Origin of the sequence: Robinsoniella peoriensis (assembly GCF_000797495.1) — a bacterium.
Taxonomy (GTDB): Bacteria; Bacillota; Clostridia; order Lachnospirales; family Lachnospiraceae; genus Robinsoniella; species Robinsoniella peoriensis.
Window position 1 is genome coordinate 51,028 of record NZ_JTGN01000018.1, and the last position, 18,404, is coordinate 69,431.

General features: G+C 41.1%; 19 protein-coding genes. 17 read left to right on the forward strand and 2 right to left on the reverse strand.

From position 1 onward, the window contains the following. The first annotated feature begins 46 nt into the window (after positions 1-46). The 4 genes from QR40_RS25915 to QR40_RS25930 are packed head-to-tail and all read left to right on the forward strand — an operon-like array spanning position 47 to position 4,199. A complete protein-coding gene (locus QR40_RS25915; protein WP_044297505.1) occupies positions 47-958 on the forward strand; it encodes a nucleoside hydrolase in 912 nt (303 codons plus the stop codon). Between the two features lie 31 nt (positions 959-989). After that, positions 990-2,441 carry a sugar ABC transporter substrate-binding protein gene (locus QR40_RS25920; protein WP_044297472.1) on the forward strand — a complete coding sequence of 484 codons (1,452 nt, stop codon included), beginning with the start codon at positions 990-992 and terminating at the stop codon, positions 2,439-2,441. A 19-nt stretch (positions 2,442-2,460) separates the two neighbouring features. Then, positions 2,461-3,354, forward strand: coding sequence for a carbohydrate ABC transporter permease (locus QR40_RS25925; RefSeq protein WP_052431066.1), 894 nt, complete (start codon positions 2,461-2,463; stop codon positions 3,352-3,354). After that, on the forward strand, positions 3,351-4,199 hold the full coding sequence (locus QR40_RS25930) for a carbohydrate ABC transporter permease (RefSeq protein ID WP_027295029.1): 849 nt from the start codon (positions 3,351-3,353) through the stop codon (positions 4,197-4,199). Before QR40_RS25925 ends, QR40_RS25930 begins: the two co-directional genes overlap by 4 nt. Positions 4,200-4,264: 65 nt before the next feature. Here the strand turns inward: QR40_RS25930 and QR40_RS25935 are convergent, their stop codons facing one another. Further along, entirely contained in the window at positions 4,265-6,421 is a 2,157-nt protein-coding gene (locus QR40_RS25935; RefSeq protein WP_044297473.1) for a beta-propeller domain-containing protein, read from the reverse strand. 24 nt (positions 6,422-6,445) lie between these two features. Further along, positions 6,446-6,949, reverse strand: a complete 504-nt coding sequence (locus QR40_RS25940) for an RNA polymerase sigma factor (RefSeq protein WP_044289507.1) — start codon at positions 6,947-6,949, stop codon at positions 6,446-6,448. A 1,010-nt stretch (positions 6,950-7,959) separates the two neighbouring features. Between QR40_RS25940 and QR40_RS31965 the strand changes: the two genes are divergently transcribed. The 13 genes from QR40_RS31965 to QR40_RS26005 all read left to right on the forward strand — a co-directional run bounded on the left by QR40_RS31965 (position 7,960) and on the right by QR40_RS26005 (position 18,323). Further along, complete coding sequence (locus QR40_RS31965; RefSeq protein WP_156042966.1) at positions 7,960-8,130, forward strand: DUF6568 family protein; 171 nt, start codon at positions 7,960-7,962, stop codon at positions 8,128-8,130. Positions 8,131-8,504: 374 nt separating this feature from the next. Further along, complete coding sequence (locus QR40_RS25950) at positions 8,505-9,245, forward strand: DUF445 domain-containing protein (RefSeq protein WP_044297475.1); 741 nt, start codon at positions 8,505-8,507, stop codon at positions 9,243-9,245. Positions 9,246-9,468: 223 nt separating this feature from the next. After that, positions 9,469-10,557 (forward strand): DUF2974 domain-containing protein, encoded by a 1,089-nt coding sequence (locus QR40_RS25955; RefSeq protein WP_052431064.1) that lies wholly within the window; start codon positions 9,469-9,471, stop codon positions 10,555-10,557. 169 nt (positions 10,558-10,726) lie between these two features. Further along, the gene (locus QR40_RS25960) at positions 10,727-11,551 is read left to right on the forward strand and encodes an undecaprenyl-diphosphate phosphatase (RefSeq protein WP_027295024.1); all 825 of its coding nucleotides are present in this window, start codon (positions 10,727-10,729) and stop codon (positions 11,549-11,551) included. Positions 11,552-11,604: 53 nt separating this feature from the next. Then, positions 11,605-12,930, forward strand: coding sequence for a CCA tRNA nucleotidyltransferase (locus tag QR40_RS25965; protein ID WP_044297476.1), 1,326 nt, complete (start codon positions 11,605-11,607; stop codon positions 12,928-12,930). Between the two features lie 84 nt (positions 12,931-13,014). Then, positions 13,015-13,995, forward strand: a complete 981-nt coding sequence (locus QR40_RS25970) for a CotS family spore coat protein (RefSeq protein WP_027295022.1) — start codon at positions 13,015-13,017, stop codon at positions 13,993-13,995. 107 nt (positions 13,996-14,102) lie between these two features. Beyond that, entirely contained in the window at positions 14,103-15,836 is a 1,734-nt protein-coding gene (locus QR40_RS25975) for a phospho-sugar mutase (protein WP_044297477.1), read from the forward strand. A gap of 1 nt (position 15,837) precedes the next feature. Next, on the forward strand, positions 15,838-16,308 hold the full coding sequence (locus tag QR40_RS25980; protein ID WP_044297478.1) for a MazG family protein: 471 nt from the start codon (positions 15,838-15,840) through the stop codon (positions 16,306-16,308). A 176-nt stretch (positions 16,309-16,484) separates the two neighbouring features. Beyond that, positions 16,485-16,760 carry an HU family DNA-binding protein gene (locus QR40_RS25985; RefSeq protein WP_027295019.1) on the forward strand — a complete coding sequence of 92 codons (276 nt, stop codon included), beginning with the start codon at positions 16,485-16,487 and terminating at the stop codon, positions 16,758-16,760. A 107-nt stretch (positions 16,761-16,867) separates the two neighbouring features. After that, positions 16,868-17,107, forward strand: a complete 240-nt coding sequence (locus QR40_RS25990) for an RNA-binding S4 domain-containing protein (protein ID WP_027295018.1) — start codon at positions 16,868-16,870, stop codon at positions 17,105-17,107. Between the two features lie 150 nt (positions 17,108-17,257). Then, positions 17,258-17,542 carry a sporulation protein YabP gene (yabP, locus tag QR40_RS25995; protein ID WP_027295017.1) on the forward strand — a complete coding sequence of 95 codons (285 nt, stop codon included), beginning with the start codon at positions 17,258-17,260 and terminating at the stop codon, positions 17,540-17,542. A gap of 6 nt (positions 17,543-17,548) precedes the next feature. Continuing rightward, positions 17,549-18,046, forward strand: a complete 498-nt coding sequence (gene yabQ / locus QR40_RS30345) for a spore cortex biosynthesis protein YabQ (RefSeq protein WP_052431065.1) — start codon at positions 17,549-17,551, stop codon at positions 18,044-18,046. Then, complete coding sequence (locus tag QR40_RS26005; protein ID WP_027295016.1) at positions 18,024-18,323, forward strand: septum formation initiator family protein; 300 nt, start codon at positions 18,024-18,026, stop codon at positions 18,321-18,323. The genes yabQ and QR40_RS26005 overlap by 23 nt, the downstream gene beginning before the upstream one ends. Positions 18,324-18,404 lie beyond the last annotated feature (81 nt).

The following is an 18,404-nucleotide window of genomic DNA, read 5'->3' on the forward strand; positions in this document are numbered from 1 at the left end:
TGAGAAGATGCGTAAAATAAAAATTCTCTTACAGGAGGAAGTTGAAATGACAGACCAGGAATTAATCAGAAAATTAGAAAGACCGGCAGGTCCGGTAGACGTTGTAATCGATACGGACACTTACAATGAGATTGATGACCAGTATGCTTTGGCTTATTTGATTAAGTCAGGGGAGAAGTTAAGGCTGAAAGCAATCTATGCGGCACCTTTTCACAATGAAAAGTCTGCTGGACCCGGAGATGGAATGGAGAAGAGTTATCAGGAGATTATGAATGTGCTGGAGCTGATGGAACGGGAGGATTTAAAGGAAAATGTCTTTAAGGGGGCGGTTAAATATCTGCCGGATGAATCGCAGCCGGTAGAATCAGCTGCAGTAAGAGATCTTGTGGAAAGAGCTATGGAGAGAAAAGAGGATAATCCTCTTTATATTATTGCCATAGGTGCAATTACCAACATTGCTTCTGCAATTATAATGGAACCGGAAATTGTAAACAGGGTGGTAGTGATCTGGCTGGGGGGACATGCCTATGACTGGCACGATAACAGGGAGTTTAATTTATTCCAGGATGTTGCGGCAGCCAGAGTAGTGTTTGATTCAAAAGTACCGCTGGTACAGCTGCCCTGTATGGGAGTTGTTTCCCATTTTGCGACTACTGGTCCGGAACTTAAGTATTGGCTGTCCGGCAAGAACAAGCTTTGTGACTATCTGGTAGATGTAACGACCGCGGAGGCGGACAAATATGAAGAAAGCGCCTGCTGGAGCAGGGCAATCTGGGATGTTGCGGCGGTAGCATGGCTGCTGGATGAGTCCTTTATGCTGGATCGTTATGAACACAGCCCGGTTCCGGAGTACGATGACCGGTATGCCTTTGACCGGACACGGCATCTGATTAAATATGTTTATGCCATTAACAGAGACCGGCTGTTTGAAGACTTATTTCATAAACTGACAAGTTAAATATAAGAAGAAAATGATGGAGGAAATTACGATGAAAAAAAGAGTTGCAGCAATATTATTAACGGTAACGATGACAGTATCTGCATTGACCGGTTGTGCAGGAACAGGTCAGGAGAAAGAGACGCAGGCGTCAGGAACAGGGGAAACAGCAGGCAGTGAAAAGAGAAGCAGTGATACCGGCAAGGAAGCTGAGTCTCAGAGCAGCGACGGCAAAGCCGGGGATTCTAACAAAGCAGATGCAAAGTCAGATACTGCCCAAAAGCCCTTTGAAGGGCAGACAATTACCTGGGTATCACAGGGAGTAGGTGACAATGCATGGGAAGGGCAGACAAAACCTCTGATAGAAAAATTTGAGGAAGAGACCGGAGCAACGGTAAAGACAGAGTGGTATTCATTTAAGGATTTATTTGAAGTAATAGAAGTGAAAGTGGGGTCAGGCTCCTCTGATTATGACGTATTAAGCGTGGATGTTCCAATGGTGGCAGGTTATGCTGACAGGGGCTATCTGGCGCCTATGGATGAATATTTTACCGAGGAAGAAAAAGGGCAGTTTATAGACTCGGCAGTGACAGCAGGCAGTTGGAATGGGAAATTCTATGCTCCTGCAATGAATACTTCTTCCCAGCTTCTCTGGTACAATAAGGCGCTGCTTCAAGAGGCGGGTATAGAAATGCCGGAGTCGGATACTGAGAACCGCCTGACCTGGGAACAGGTAGAAAAAATGGCGAAAGACACCCTTGCTGCAGTTGATCCGGATGGAACTATGGGAATTGCCGGGCTTATGTTTCAGCAGGTAAGCAGAACTTACCAGATGAATCCTCTTGCAAACAGTCTGGGAGGAAAAAATATCGGAGATGACGGATACGGGGTAGATGGTGTCATTAATGATGAAAGCTGGGTAAAAGCTTGTACCTGGTATCAGAATCTCTACCAGGAAGGAGTTTCGCTCAGAGGGATTACAGCAGATGAGGTTACGGATACCTTCACGGCTGGCAAAGTGGTATTTATGGTCGGCGGCACCTGGACGGAGGCAAATTGTGCACAGAAGAGTTTTGAAGACTATGGTTACTGCCCGGTTCCGGCTTTTGAAGGACATGAAGATCAGGTGGGAACTTCAACAGGAAGCTGGCATTTTGGTATCCCGGCTAATTCCCAGAACAAAGATCTGGCAGCTTATTTTATCAAATGGTTGTCTTTAGGAGAAGGAAATGACATGTGGCTTGATATTAACCATGACGTTCCATCCACGAAGGCAGCAGTAGATGCAATTCTGAATGATGACAATGCCGATGGTATTATGAAAATAGCAGCATATGAAGCAGCAAATACAGCTGTTCCAAGGGCACTTACCCCAGGTTACACCGAGTATGATACGGTAATCACAAATACCTGGGAAGATATTCGCAACGGTACTGATGTGAAGACGGCACTTGACAATGCAGTATCTCAAATCAACACTGCAATGGAAAAATACAAAAAATAGAAGGCACAGAGGTGATATCGTGTTTAATCTGACTAAAAAATACTGGTTTATTCCTTACCTTATGATACTGCCTGCATTTGTGCTTATACTTATATTTAAAATATCTCCGATTATAAGTACGCTGTTGGAGGGAATTATCATTGATTCAAAATTCACCTTACATACATATCTGACCCTATTTCAGGATCCTGTATTCTGGAATGCTTTATGGGTTACTATTGAAATTAATATTGTGATGATTCCACTTCAGGTACTGCTGGCATTCCTCATAGCTATGCTTGCCAATACTACCATTAAGGGCATTGGGATTTTCCGCACAATATTTTATCTGCCGGTAACCATTTCACTGACAGTAGCCACTATTTTATGGAACATGATGTTTAATCCTAATAACGGTATTATCAACAGTTTATTAAGTGTATTTGGAATCCCTGCCCAGGGATTCCTGATCAGCAAGAGCCAGGCACTTTGGTGTATTGTTATTATTGCAACCTGGAAGGGTGTGGGCTACTGGATGATGTTTATCCTGGCAGGGCTTAAAAACATCGATACATCCATTTATGAGTCGGCCAGAATTGATGGTGCTGGTTGGATAAAGACAACAACCCGGATTACACTTCCTCTTATCAAGCGTGTTTTACTATTTGTATTTATTGCAAATACCACTGCAAACGTACTTCTGTTTGTACCGATGCAGATGATTACAAATGGAGGGCCTGAAAATAGTACAAACGTGCTGATGTTTGAGGCATACAAATCTGCATTCAAGTTTATCGACCGTCCCAGATCTTCTGCAATCGTAACTGTGCTGCTGCTTATCATCGTATTGATCTGCTGCCTGCAGTCCTTTATTTTATCAGATAAGGATGATGATACAAACGGGAAGAAAAAGAAAGGGAGGAAGAGGGCATGAGCAGAAGACAAAAAAAGATTATAAAAAATGTGGCAATATATTTTGGACTTGCCTGTGTGGTACTGGTTACGCTTTTTCCTTTACTGTGGGGAATATCCGCATCTTTTCGAAATGATAGTGAGTTATATAAATATGCGCTTCCGTTTTCCATACACACACTGCTTCCGGTTAACTTTACGGCAGAGGCTTATGTGAAGATCTTTACGGACTTTAATTTTCTGCAGCCGATTCTAAACACGCTGTTCGTAACGGTAGTATCTATATTCTTAGGCTGCATTGTTAACAGCGTTGCAGCTTTTGCATTTGCAGCATTTGATTTCAGGTTTAAGAAGATATTATTTGGTATCATATTGCTTTCATTTATGATACCTTTTGAGGCAATCGCGCTTCCGTTATATTCCATAGCAGATAAGTTCGGACTGGTGAATAGCCGGATGGGAATTATTCTCCCCGGAATTGCCAGCGGTCTGGTACTGTTTCTGTTTGTACAATTTTTTAAGGAGATTCCCGGAAGTCTGGTAGAAGCGGCAAGAGTGGATGGTGCAGCTTTGCCTGCGATCTTCTTTAAAATCATTATACCACTGTCTGTTCCGGTATTTATAACCGCAGGGCTGATGATTTTTATGGATCAATGGAATTCCTATCTTTGGCCCCTGCTGATAGCCAGAACCAGAGAAATACGAACCATACAGATCTCATTGTCTTCTTTTCAACAGGAACGTTCCACGTTGTGGTCGTGCCTGTATGCAGGCTCCATGATATCTGCATTAATACCGCTGTTTTTATTCCTGCCCTTTCAAAAGTACTTTGTGCAGGGTATCACCAGCAGTGGTGTAAAAGGATAATTAACATCAGTTAGAAAAAAGCCCCTGCTTCTTACCTGGAAGCAGGGGTAATATAATGCAGTTTTCTATTTCGTTTTAAAGGATTCCAGCTGGGTAAAGTTATTATTTATATCAAAGCTTAAGATATGGTTTTGGGTATCCTGCCCGTATGACAGATAAAAGGTATCATTGATGTATAAGCCACGGGCGTTGTTAATGGCAAGGCTGTAATCTTCGGTGCCTTTAAAGGTATATACAAGTTTATTCTGAAACCCATCCCCAGGATCGTAAGAAAATACCATATAATTATCAGCATCGGTACGACAGTGAAAACCAAACAGGTTTTTATCAGGATTAATCATAATAGCTTTGTAATTAATGAGACCTTGGGAATCATTTGCATCCTTAATAATGTATTTGTGAAGCTCTTTGACATTGGAGGGGTCCGAGAGATCAAACATTGACATTTTCATTCCTTTATAAGCACCGCTTTCCGGATCTACTTCATACCCGATCCCCAAAAGTTTATCTTTGCCATAAAAATGAAGGTAGGATGAAAAGCCTGTAATCTTCAGTTCCCCAAGGAGTTTCGGATGATTTGGGTCAGACAAATCTACAGAAAATAAGGGATCCATTTGTCTGAATGTGACAAAATATCCGGTATCACCCAGGAAACGTGCGGATTGAATAGTTTCACCCGGTGCCAGGTTCTCCAGTTTTCCACAGGGGTTCAGAGATTCGTCATAAATATACAGGTTATTTACACTTCCGGTATTCTCACTATAGGAGGTGGTAACGATCCGCAGATAACCATTGTGTTCATTCAGAGAAAAGGAGTTATTGAGCGCGCCTTTTGCTTCGGCGGCGCTTACTGGTGCGATACTGCCTTTCTCGTATTGAAACTTCATAATCTGTGTAGTATTAGTGGAACCATTCCAGTCATTTGTACAGATATATATATTCTCAGTGCTTACATAGTAAAGATAGGCCGCAGAAACGATTGCTTTCTTTGACAGTATTTTATCCGGCGATTTGATATTAATTGCAGTAATGATCAGATAGGCAGGAGAATTTAAAAACTCCGGGATATAAATATCTGAAGAAGAAAGATTTATGCCGTTTATTTTGGGAATAATGGTACTGTCTTCCCTGGTTTGTTTTAAAACCGGTGAATATTCAGAAAACAGATAAATGTAATCGCCTGTTTTACGGCTGGTCTGATAATGCCCATCCTGCGTGGTGGTTCCGGTCAGTTTGGGAGCACTTCGGTCTGAAATATCATAAGTATATAACTTTGTAATCAGATTTCTGTTAACAGAATAGATGTCTTTTTTTGCATCTGCGGAATCCACCCAGGCTATGTCGTCCTCGATGATACTTCCGTCAGATTCAGTTGATCCGCTCTGCATAGTGGTTGTGGATGCAGTAGTTATAATATTTAAAATATTCTTGCTAATATAAAATTCTTCTATTGTTTCAGAAAAGTCTTTGAAATCAATGGAACTGGATTCGTTTAGCTTGCTGCCGTCAGCGGCGATGATGTGGAGCTTATTATCGTTCCCTAAAATATAGAGGTAATTTCCATCTGTTTTTACCACGTCACCTTCATCCACACCGGTTTCCTGAATATTGGTAGACGAATAATCGCTGCTGTCTTCTGCTCCAGTATCCATTGCCTTTGACTCTGCATTTCCCCCGGCAAGTCCGTCTGCCATTTCTTTGCTGCTTTCCATATCACCGCCCATACCGGCACCTGTGCTGGCCTTCGCTTCATTCGTGATCCCTCCCTCCTGCATCGAAAAGTTTTTAACCAGGGTGTTGTAGAGGACATCATAATTCTGAATAGGTGCGACCTTTCCGTCGGGTGAGGTTTTTGGTTCAGAGATCACGGTATCATTACCGTTATCATCTACAGAGGATTCCTGACCGTTTTCAGGGGCGGTGGCAGCTTCTGTGAAACCTTCCCCCGCCCCCGCATCCTGATTACCGGAAGATCCGGAAGCCATTTCACTTTTAGATTGATTTGGAATCCGATTCACTGTCCATACGGAAATCAGTGCAATTAAAAGTACGGCTGCGGCAGCGCCTAACCGATAAACAGGAAATTTCTTTTTCTTTCCGGCATCCAGAGGCGGTGTATAATGTTCCAACCGGTCTTTGATATGATCCGGATCCAGCGATTCAGGCGGTTCTACAAAATCAGCTGATTTTTTTATTCTATTTAAAAGGTCTTTTTCATCCATAATAAGACACTCCTTTCGTTTCGGTTATCGAGTAAGCATGTTTTCCATTTTCTTCAGTGCCCGGCTTTGTTTGGAACGTACCGTGCCTGGACTTAACAAAAGTGTATTGCCAATCTCTCGGCTGCTGTAACCACCAAATAAATTCAGGGCAAGAATGAGACGTTCTTCATCGTTCAGGGCTGCAAATGCTCTGCGCACGTCCATATCCTCACAGACATCCCGCTCACTGCCGGCGAAATCCTCGGGCAATTCCGCTGTTTTCTGTATGTACTGTTTCAAACGTTTCCTGCACTTATTTGCAAGAATGCGGAATATCCACGCTTTGAATGCTCCTGCATCCCTCAGGGAGCCTATTTCCAAATATGCATCCATTATCGTATCACTGACTACATCCTCTGCGTCATGACCATTCTTTAATGTATACAGAGCAAATCGGTATAAATCCTGATATACTAATTCATATAACTGTGCAAAGGCATCTGCTTGGCCAAGCTTCGCTTTTGATGCCAGTTCGGCAAAATCTGCCATAACCTCACCCCTTTTCCACAGAGCCGCGGCTGCGGGTTCTGTTGTTCTACATGTAGTTCATAGATATAGTGTAATATAAATAGTGGATTGTTGCATTAAAAATAAATTTTGATCTCAAATTTTCATAAACTATTAGTTGGGTATGAATTATAAATTAAAAATCATAATTTTGGATCATAAAATATAAATAGTTAGGTTGGTTGTGAATAGTTACAAATTTTTAACTAAGTATAGTCCTATATTTTGTTGCATATTAAGTGAATATAATACTCATTAGACGAAATGCAATACCAATTAGACATTCTTTATTGTAAGTTTTGATAGTAAATGTTAACATTATATTGTTTCTCTATATACAGGTGAAACAATATCAGTTAGCAAAACTTATAGATCTCTTTTTGAAGGATTCATACAAAAATAGTTCATTATAAATAAACTTATGATGTACAACCGGTTTAATGTGATGTAGGTATTGATTATTATCTTTATAGATATATAATGAAAACAAGTTAATATTTCTTTTTATATAAGGAGGAGTTTTATGGATAGTCATTCTAATGACAATATTAATAAAAATATAAAATTTTATATTTTACATCTTCCTCTAAATGGGATTATTATATCTGTTGTATTAGCATTTTTTTTGATATTTAATAATGTGAAGTTTACTTTAATCGTATTTTTCTATATTTTGGTACCATTTTTGATTCACTTAATACTTTTTTTTGTTTTTAAACCTTTTACAAAAATTAATTTTAAGGAGATATCTAAAACATTATATATAATATCTGGTATATCGTTTTTAGTATTAGTTTGTATCATATGCTTTTATTACTTTAAGCCAAATCAATCCAAATTCATAAGTATAGAACCATCAGAATTAGAGTCAATAGAAAAACAATCATTAGGATCAGATCAAACATATTATTTTATCTTTGAGTCGCATTCATGTATTCTCTGCAATAACATGGAACCTGTATACAAGAAAGCTTTTAGTAAGATGAAAGGTAGTGACTGAAATTGAATGGGAATCATTTAAAAATATGTATGGTTTTTCACAAACTCCTGCTATTATACATTTTAAAGAAAAAAAGAATATATCCTATATCGAATGGGATGAAAGGAATGGAATGCCAGAAGATTTATTAAAAACTTGGCTTGAAGAAAATGGGATTATGTAAAATCTATATTGATTAAAAAGAAGTAAGAGATTGTCGAACTTTAGTGGTACGGCAGTCTCTTTACTTTTTTAAGAAAAACTTATCGTTATTGAGTATGTAATCTTTTAAGTGAATATAAACGACAAACTGCAAACTACGTCAGTATCTCAGTAAATGTCTGTGTGTACCAAAAGAAAGTGTTAGTACTAAGATTTATGTGTTTACCGCTTGATCATTGTCATCTATTGTTTTGCCTGTACCCGATATCTAATTGCAAAGGCTCTTAATTGTAATAAGATCACCCTTGACTTTATTTCAGATATAATTTAGGATGAAAGAAAAGTGTTGAAATAATTTTTTTGGTACATAATTTATATAGAAGAGAGGGTTATAAAATGTTTGAAATACGAATGATAGCAGGGCCCGTGATTGGGGCGGTGATTGGGTATTGTACTAATTATATTGCAGTTAAGATGATGTTTCGTCCGCTGCATCCGGTTAAAATAGGAAAGTTTACCCTTCCCTTTACGCCAGGCATTATTCCAAAAGGAAAGGAACGTCTGGCGAAAGCCATAGGGGCGGCAGTGGGAAAACAGCTGCTGACCAAGGAGACAATGGAAGGGGTACTGCTCTCTGACAGCATCAAAGATAAAGTGGGAGATGCCCTGGAGGGGATCATTGAGGTACAAAGCGAAAATGAGATGCAGCTGGGGCAGATTTCCGATGAGATTGGCAGCAGTGTGGCAGGAGAGGTAATCAAAGGAATACTGGAATCGGTACAGGGCAGTTTTCTGGCTATGATGGTTAATGAAAAAATGCTGGAGAATTTCAGGGAGCCGATTGCCAAAAAGGTAAATGAGGTCACGATTGGCAGAATGGTAACCATGGTAAAGGAATCAGATGTCCCGGTCAGAGCCTATGCGGTAGAAGCATATGAAAACCTGGTGGAAGAAAAACTGGGAGATATGATGGAAAATATTAATATTTCCGGCATTGTCCAGGAGAAAATCAATGAGATGGACGTACTGGAAGTAGAAGAACTGCTGATGTCCATTATGAAAAAAGAACTGAATGCAATTGTAAATCTTGGAGCGCTGATTGGATTTATTTTAGGGCTGATCAACTTGTTGTTTTAAAAACAACAATAGAATCATTACAACGGGATAATTACCAGAAGCTCAACTTGTTTAAAATTCTCACCTGCTGCTGCGAGAGCATTTTGAAGTATGTTCTATGCTCCGGTGATGGGATCGCGCAGGAACGAAAGCTTCACAGATATGTATATAGGAACGAAAGCTTCTAAGATATGCGTACAGGACTGAAAGTTTCACAGATATTTTGGAGAAGGGAGCAGGCAAAATGAATATTAAGGATAATACAATTAGTTATTTGAAAGAGTATGGTCATCTGACTTTTCAGGAAAAAGAATTCAACCTGGTTGACAGTTTAATATTATGCCAGCTATCCTATTTTAAACTGGATACAATTGTGGGAGACTTAGAAGAGGGGAAGCGGCCTGTCTTCATCAAAAGCCTGCGCAGACATCCCCAATATGAACACCTGTATGGGGACACCAGATTTGAAGAGCAGTACCGGGCTTTTTATGTAGCGCTTTATAACAGTCCCAGGTTCCGGGATATTTCTATGAATTATTTTATGGATATTCTGGATGAAGATATGGAAATGCAGTTCTCAGCGGTTACCTTTTTTATGGGAGACTGGATCTATATTGCCTACCGGGGGACGGATGAGTCCATCGTTGGATGGAAGGAAGATTTTAATATGGCATTTATGAGTCCCATCCCCACACAGGTGGCGGCGCTTCGTTATCTGGAAAAGGCGGGGGATCTGTGGAAAGGAAAAATTGTACTGGGAGGCCATTCCAAGGGCGGAAACGTGGCAATGTATGCCGGGATGGAGTGCCGGGAGGAAATACAGAACCGGATTTTTAAAATAGACTGCTTTGACGGTCCTGGTTTTCGGGATGATGTGTATAAAGAAGAGGGATATCTGGCTGTTGCGGACCGGATACAGAAAATTGTCCCGGAGAAATCCTTTGTAGGAATGATGTTCCAGAATCAAATTGACTACAAAGTAGTTAAGAGCACCGGAACCGGAGTTCTGCAGCATGACCCCTTTACCTGGGTGATCAAAAATGGTGATTTTGAATATGTGGAAGAGATTTATAAGACCTCTCTTTACAAAGACGAAGCTTTTAATAAATGGATCTGTGATATTCCATCCGATCAGAGAGAGGTATTTGTGAATTCATTGTTTGAGATCATAAAAGGTGCGGAGGCGGCTACTTTAATTGAGCTTACAGAAGAATGGTATAAAAGTACCCTGGCGATGCTGAGTACCTTTAAGCATCTGGACAAAGATACGAAACGTTCCATACGTAAGATTATCTTACTTTTATTTAAAAATGGAAGAATCAGTAAAAAATAAGAATTTTATAAGGACGCAGGCTCATAAATTATGTTATACTATCAACGTTCGTCGTCCGGTTGGCATATTTATAACATTGAAGCTTTGAAACAGGCTCTTTCACCTGTTTGAACTTTTCCTGGCGGACAGATAGAACTCAATATAAGCTCTGAAAGCAAAGGAGAGGATTATGGATATAGTAGAAATTTTAAAAGCGGTGTTGTTTGGAATTGTGGAAGGAATCACGGAGTGGCTTCCAATCAGCAGTACCGGACATATGATTATTCTGGATGAACTTGTGAAACTGAATGTTTCCAAAGAGTTTTTGTCAATGTTCCTTGTGGTAATTCAGTTAGGCGCCATTCTGGCAGTAGTCGTACTATTCTGGAATAAAATCTGGCCCTTTTCAACAAAAGAACAATATTTTATTAAAAAAGATACCTTTGTAATGTGGTTTAAAATTTTAGTGGCATGTGTGCCCGCAGCGGTTGTGGGACTTCTGTTTGAAGAGCAGTTCGATGAATGGTTTTATAACTATCAGACAGTAGCCATTGCATTGATTGTATTTGGTATCTTGTTTATTGTAATTGAAAACAGGAACAAACACATAAGCCCTAAGATTAATTCTCTCGCAGAGATTACTTATACAACTGCCATCTGGATAGGTATATTCCAGCTGATCGCAGCAATTTTTCCCGGCACATCCCGTTCCGGAGCAACGATTCTGGGAGGTATTCTGGTTGGATTGTCCAGAACCGTAGCGGCAGAATTTACATTTTTCCTGGCTATACCGGTAATGGCTGGAGCCAGCCTTTTGAAAATCGTAAAATTCGGATTTAATTTTACAGGAGGGGAACTCGCTATTCTATTAGTAGGTATGGTGGTTGCGTTTGTTTCTTCCATTATCGTTATTAAGTTCCTGCTCAGCTATATCAAGAAAAATGACTTTAAAGTATTTGGCTGGTACCGGATCGTACTTGGTATCATCGTATTATTATTTTTTATGCTGAGATAATATGTGTTTCGGCACCCGGGGCGTAAAGCCCTGGAGCAGTTTGGAGGTACACTATGAAGATTACACTGCCTGAACAGGTGAAAACAATTATAGAAAAATTAGAAGAAAATGGATATGAAGGTTTCGCTGTAGGGGGGTGCGTCAGAGACGCTCTCCTTTTTCGTATTCCGGACGACTGGGATATCACTACTTCTGCGAAACCGGAGCAGGTAAAAGCGCTCTTTAAGAGAACGGTGGATACGGGAATCCAGCACGGAACGGTGACGGTCTTATTAGACCGAGAAGGGTTTGAAGTAACCACGTACCGGATTGACGGCGAGTATGAGGACAGCAGGCATCCCAGGGAAGTCTGCTTTACTTCCAATCTGACGGAAGACTTAAAGCGCCGTGATTTTACCATTAATGCCATGGCTTATAGTGAAAAACGGGGACTGGTAGACGAATTTGACGGTGTGGCAGATCTAAAGCAGGGCATAATCCGCTGTGTGGGAAATCCGGAGGAAAGGTTTAGCGAAGATGCACTTCGGATTCTGCGTGCAGTGCGTTTTGCGGCGCAGCTGGGATTTCGGATTGAAGAGGAGACGTTTTCTGCGATACGCAGGCTGGCACCTCATCTTAGCCATATCAGCGCAGAGCGGATTCAGACGGAGTTGTTAAAGCTCATCGTGTCCCCTCACCCGGAGACTCTGCGCCTTGCCTGTGAGGCTGGGATTACCGCAGTGATCCTTCCGGAATTTGACCGCATGATGGAAACCCCTCAGAATAATCCCCATCATATCTTAAACGTGGGGGAACATACCCTGAAGGCTTTGCAGGAGGTGCGGGCAGATAAGGTTCTGCGTCTTAGCGTATTGTGCCATGATTTTGGCAAAGCGGAAACGAGAACTACGGATGAGTCCGGAACCGATCATTTTTACGTACATGCAGAAGTGAGCAGCCAGATGGCGAAAGATCTGCTGAAACGGCTGAAATTGGATAATGAAACGCTATACCAGGTGGAAAAACTGGTAAAATATCACGACTATCACCCCGGGACCAATGCGAGGAGCGTCAGAAAAGCGATTTATAAAATCGGGGAGGATCTATTTCCAAAGCTGTTAGAGGTACAAAGAGCGGATGTCCTGGCACAGAGCACTTATCAGCAGGAAGAAAAACTGAATGACCTTAAGTGCATTGAGGAACTTTATCATAGGATACTGGAAGAAAAACAGTGCCTGTCCTTAAAGGATCTGGCGGTTACCGGAAGAGATCTGATCCAGGCGGGAATGAAACCGGGGAAAGAGCTTGGGACATGCCTTCAGCAACTTCTGGAGATTGTTCTGGAAGACCCTGAGAAAAATAATAAAGAAGAACTGCTAAAAATCGCCCTGAAATATTAGTGTGCGTTTTTTTAAGATTCACTCCTTCATATTTTAGAATACCCCCGCATAAGATAGAGGGAGTAAGGGATTGGGGGGATTGGAGTGAACGATAGAGGTTTAAAAGTATTAGAACAGTATGACTTAAAGGTGGCCGCTACCAGGAGAGGCCGTGGCTCCTATATCTGCGAGACAGATAAGGGAAAGAAACTCTTAACGGAGTTTTCCGGTTCGGCAAAGAGACTTGCCTTCCAGAATAAGGTCCTGGCTTTGCTGAAGGAGAATGGGGTTTCAAATGTAGACTACATATTGGAAAATATGGAGGGAAACCTGGTTTCATATGACAGAGATGAGAATGGATATGTCGTTAAGGACTGGTTTGAAGGGAAAGAGTGTGATACAAAAAATGAAGAAGATATCGCAATTGCCATTAAGAACCTGGCAATGATTCATAAGGTAATGCGTATGGAGGGAACAGAGGAGGACATGGTCTATCAGGGCGGTGACCTGGTAGAGGAGCTGGAACGCCACAATCAGGAGCTAAAAAAGGTACGTGCCTTTATGCGGAGCAGGAGAGGTAAAAATGCGTTCGAATCTAAGTTTCTGGAAAGCTTTCCTGTATTTTTTGAACAGGCTGAGGATTCTGTACGCCGTATTAAGGAATCTACTTATGAGAAACTACGTCAGGAATCGCTGAACAAGGGACAGTTAATACATGGATGCTACAATCAGCATCAGATATTGATCGGCCGCGACGGTGTTTCGACCACCAATTTTGACAAGTGCCGCTATGATATCCCGGTAACGGATCTGTATCAATTCCTTCGCAAAATCCTGGAAAAACAGGATTGGAATATTGCCCTTGGAATGAAAATGCTGGGGGAATATGGAAGCGTAAGGCGGATTTCCGACATGGAAATGGAGCATCTGATGCTCCGGCTGTATTATCCTGAAAAGTTCTGGAAACTGGCAAACCAGTACTATAATATGAACAAGGCATGGATCCCGCAGAAAAATGTCGAAAAGCTGGAAATCCTGATGAAACAACAGGATCAGAGAAATTGTTTCTTAAAAATACTGGAATAATGATTCCTTTTTTCCTGTTTCTATTATATAATGTACCCAGAGACAATTTTCAACCGTTAACGTGGAAAAGCGTCTGTATATTATAAACTTAGGCAGGAGGTAGTACAATGGATTACAAGAGTATTTACGAAGGATGGCTGAACAATCCATACTTTGATGAAGCCACGAAAGATGAATTAAAAGGGATTGCAAATGATGAAAATGAAATAAAAGAGCGTTTTTATGCGGATCTCGAGTTCGGAACAGCCGGACTTCGTGGTATTATAGGTGCCGGAACAAATAGAATGAATGTATATACTGTACGTAAGGCTACACAGGGTCTGGCTAACTACATAGCAAGCGTTGGCGGCAAAGAAAAAGGTGTTGCGATTGCATACGATTCCAGGAGAATGTCTCCTGAGTTTGCAGATGAAGCGGCACTTTGCCTTGCTGCAAACGGAATTAAGGCTTATGTTTTTGAATCCTTAAGGCCAACGCCGGAACTTTCCTATGCAGTTCGTAAGCTTTCCTGTATCGCAGGTATTAATATTACAGCCAGCCACAATCCGCCGGAGTATAACGGTTATAAGGTATACTGGGAAGACGGCGCTCAGATTACGCCGCCGCACGATACCGGAATAATGGATGAAGTTAAGAAGGTTACTGATTACAGCACAGTGAAAACCATGGATAAAGAAGCTGCAAAAGCTGCAGGACTTTATACGGTAATCGGACAAGATATTGACGATGCATATATTGAAGAACTGAAAAGCCAGGTAATTCATTGGGATGCTATTAAAGCGGAACAGAAGAATCTGAAAATTGTATACAGCCCCCTTCATGGAACCGGAAATATCCCGGCAAGAAGAGTATTAAAAGAGCTTGGGTTTGAAAATGTATATGTCGTAAAAGAACAGGAATTGCCGGACGGTGAATTCCCAACAGTAAGCTATCCGAATCCTGAAGCGAAAGAAGCATTTGAGCTGGGACTTAAGCTTGCCAAAGAAGTGGATGCAGATCTGGTACTGGCAACAGATCCGGATGCAGACCGTCTGGGTGTTTATGTAAAAGATGACAAAACAGGAGAATACATTACGTTGACCGGAAATATGTCCGGATGTCTCCTGGCAGATTATGAAATTGGTCAGAGAGCTGTATCAAAAGGTCTTCCGGAAGACGGTGCACTGATCAGTACTATCGTTACCACCAATATGGCAGCAGCAATTGCCAGGGCTTATGGTGTGAAATTTATCGAAGTCCTCACCGGATTTAAATTTATCGGCCAGCAGATCCTTGGATTTGAAACCAGTGGCAAAGGAACCTATCTGTTTGGGTTTGAAGAGAGCTATGGCTGTCTGATCGGAACCCATGCCAGAGATAAAGATGCGATTGTTGCAACGATGGCACTGTGTGAAGCAGCGGCATATTACAAGAGCCAGGGTAAGACTCTCTGGGATGCCATGATCGATATGTATGAGAAATACGGCTACTACAAAGATGATATTAAGTCCATTACCTTAAAAGGAATTGAAGGACTTGCCAAGATCCAGGAGATCTTAGAGACACTGCGTAATGATCCGCCTGTACAGATTGGCGATTACAAAGTACTTTCTGCAAGAGATTACAAAAAGGATACGATTAAGAACATGGAAACAGGAGCAGTTTCTCCAACTGGTCTGCCTAATTCCAATGTTCTCTATTACGATTTAAATGATGATGCATGGCTGTGCGTCAGACCTTCCGGAACAGAACCAAAAGTAAAATTCTACTATGGTGTGAAAGGTACTTCCCTGAAAGATGCAGATGACAAGTCCGCAGCTCTTGGAGAAAAAGTACTGGCTATGATCCAGGAGATGCTCTAAAATGGACAGGCAGTATAGCTTTAAGGACTATTGCCGGATTATTGCCCGTCTGAGGGCAAAGGACGGCTGCCCCTGGGACAGGGAACAAACCCATGACAGCCTGAAGTCCTGTCTGATTAATGAGTCTGCAGAAGTGCTGGCAGCAATTGATATCTATAACGAAACAGGTGACAGTGAGAACCTCTGTGAAGAATTGGGGGACTTGCTGCTGCAGGTGGTATTACATACCCAGATTGCATCTGAAGAGGGTTTATTTTCCATAGAAGATGTAATCCAGTGTGCAGGGGAGAAAATGATCCGCCGGCACCCTCATGTATTTGCAAGTGAAAATGCCGGAACATCGGCTGAAGTCCTTGTAAAATGGGAAGATATCAAGAAAATGGAAAAACAAGGAAAATCAAAAGAAACGGAAGAAATACAAAAAAGAGCCTTGACAAAAGCGAAAGCGGAAATGGCGCAATATTTGTTGTGAATAAATTCTTAATTCTTGATGAAAACACCAATAAATAGCGGAAATTCCTTGACAAAATCTGTACGAGAGTTTATAAATAGACATAAGGACTTATCTTGCAAGGCGAGTTATAGAGTTCGAAAATATAAATATATTCTGTATAGAACAATAAGAGAAATCAGAGGAGGAATTATTCCATGAACAAAACAGAATTAGTTGCAGCTATTGCTGAAAAGACAGAATTATCCAAAAAAGATGCGGAAAAGGCATTAAAAGCATTTACGGATGTTGTTGCTGAAGAATTAAAGAAAGGTGAAAAGATCCAGTTAGTTGGCTTTGGTACATTTGAAGTGTCTGAAAGAGCAGCTAGAGAAGGAAGAAATCCTCAAACAGGCGAGACAATGACAATTAATGCATCTAAAGCACCTAAGTTCAAAGCAGGAAAAGCATTAAAGGATTTGATCAACGAATAATTCAGTAAAGATAAGATTAGGGGGACTTCGGTTCCCCTTTTTGCTTGTCGGCATGAATGGCAATTTGTGAGTATCATAGGATATTTACGATATGCATGGAGGTAATAATGAGACTAGATAAATTTTTAAAAGTATCCAGGCTGATCAAGCGCAGAACCGTAGCAAATGAAGCCTGTGATGCAGGCAGGGTACTCATCAATGAAAAAGTCGCAAAAGCTTCCACAAATGTAAAGGAAGGCGATGTCATTGAAATCCAGTTTGGCACGAAGGCTGTCAAAGTGGAGGTACTGGATGTCCAGGAAACAGTAAAAAAGGATGAAGCGAAGGAACTGTACCGTTATTTGTAGACCGGTGTAAGCCTGATAAGGGGTTCCTGACCGAATTTGCCTAACGATTTCAGGCATAAAAAATTAAATAGAAAAGCATCTGAAAAAGATGTATAAAACCCCGTTTTGGCTAATATATTAAAAAGAGATATTGCCAGGCGGGGTGATTCTATGGATGAAAAACAGATCGTAAGAGCACATAAGGTAACCATGAGTGGAAGAAAGACAGGAACCATCAGTGGAGTATCGGATGTGCTTTCTTTTGATGAAAACGAAGTGGTTTTAGAAACGGATCTGGGGACTTTACAGATAAAAGGAAAAGAGCTGCATGTGAACCGGTTGACACTGGAAAAAGGGGAAGTAGACATCGAAGGGAAGATAGACAGTCTGATTTATTCCGAAAACGGACATTCCAAGAAACAGGGTGACTCTCTGCTTGGAAGGCTGTTCAAGTAGGCGCTTATGAGTGAAGTAATTCAAAACGAGACATGGTTCTTTCTGACTTCGGTTGCCACAGGGGTTTTACTGGTATTTGCATATGATTTGCTGAGGATCTTAAGAAGGGTCTTCAAACACGGTACGATACTTACCGGAGTGGAAGATTTTCTCTATTGGTGTGTGACTGCTTTCGTCATTTTTTGTATGATATATGAAAAAAATAATGGAGCGATTCGCGGATTTGCCATCGCGGGAATTTTGCTGGGTGTCATTTTATATCACGAAAGCGTGAGCGGTTACATTGTCAAGGGGGTTTCCACCGCATTAAATTTCATATTCCACTGGGTTTCGACATTATTCAGCTTCATATTCCGACCAATTTCGAAACTTAAAAAATTCTTAAGAAAGAATTTGGTAAAAACATTGAAATCTGGAAAAAAAGCGGGTAAAATAAGACTACGTAGAAAAAAATGGGGAAAAATTAGTAAGGAAGGGTCATATGCGCAAAAAAAGAAGAGATAGAGGCAGCAACCGCCGGGGTATGGTTTGCATCTCAGCGGTGGTGCTTGTTCTTTTGGTGACACTGTTTGTTCAAAGTAATACTATAAAGCAGAAAAATGCCATATATACAGCACAGGAAGCACAGCTCCAGACGCAGCTTGAGGCAGAGGAGCAGCGTGCGAAAGATATTGAAGACATGAAGGCTTATATGCAGACGAAAGAATATGCAGAAAAGGTAGCCAGGGACAAGCTGGGATTAGTGTACAAAGATGAGATACTTTTCAAGGAAGATGAATAGAAGGGGAAGCCTTGAATTGAGTCTTATGGAACGTATTTAACGAATTTACTCGAAAATTAAAAAAATTTCCAAAAATCAGTT

Bases quoted from the DNA above. Each gene is read 5' to 3' on its own strand.
- yabP (WP_027295017.1), top strand. From the start codon at position 17,258: ATGGATGAAAAACAGATCGTAAGAGCACATAAGGTAACCATGAGTGGA.
- QR40_RS25990 (WP_027295018.1), top strand. From the start codon at position 16,868: ATGAGACTAGATAAATTTTTAAAAGTATCCAGGCTGATCAAGCGCAGA.
- QR40_RS26005 (WP_027295016.1), top strand. From the start codon at position 18,024: ATGCGCAAAAAAAGAAGAGATAGAGGCAGCAACCGCCGGGGTATGGTT.
- QR40_RS25965 (WP_044297476.1), top strand. From the start codon at position 11,605: ATGAAGATTACACTGCCTGAACAGGTGAAAACAATTATAGAAAAATTA.
- QR40_RS25940 (WP_044289507.1), bottom strand. From the start codon at position 6,949: ATGGCAGATTTTGCCGAACTGGCATCAAAAGCGAAGCTTGGCCAAGCA.
- QR40_RS25935 (WP_044297473.1), bottom strand. From the start codon at position 6,421: ATGGATGAAAAAGACCTTTTAAATAGAATAAAAAAATCAGCTGATTTT.
- QR40_RS25915 (WP_044297505.1), top strand. From the start codon at position 47: ATGACAGACCAGGAATTAATCAGAAAATTAGAAAGACCGGCAGGTCCG.
- yabQ (WP_052431065.1), top strand. From the start codon at position 17,549: ATGAGTGAAGTAATTCAAAACGAGACATGGTTCTTTCTGACTTCGGTT.
- QR40_RS25980 (WP_044297478.1), top strand. From the start codon at position 15,838: ATGGACAGGCAGTATAGCTTTAAGGACTATTGCCGGATTATTGCCCGT.
- QR40_RS25930 (WP_027295029.1), top strand. From the start codon at position 3,351: ATGAGCAGAAGACAAAAAAAGATTATAAAAAATGTGGCAATATATTTT.
- QR40_RS25975 (WP_044297477.1), top strand. From the start codon at position 14,103: ATGGATTACAAGAGTATTTACGAAGGATGGCTGAACAATCCATACTTT.
- QR40_RS25920 (WP_044297472.1), top strand. From the start codon at position 990: ATGAAAAAAAGAGTTGCAGCAATATTATTAACGGTAACGATGACAGTA.
- QR40_RS25985 (WP_027295019.1), top strand. From the start codon at position 16,485: ATGAACAAAACAGAATTAGTTGCAGCTATTGCTGAAAAGACAGAATTA.
- QR40_RS25950 (WP_044297475.1), top strand. From the start codon at position 8,505: ATGTTTGAAATACGAATGATAGCAGGGCCCGTGATTGGGGCGGTGATT.
- QR40_RS25955 (WP_052431064.1), top strand. From the start codon at position 9,469: ATGAATATTAAGGATAATACAATTAGTTATTTGAAAGAGTATGGTCAT.
- QR40_RS25960 (WP_027295024.1), top strand. From the start codon at position 10,727: ATGGATATAGTAGAAATTTTAAAAGCGGTGTTGTTTGGAATTGTGGAA.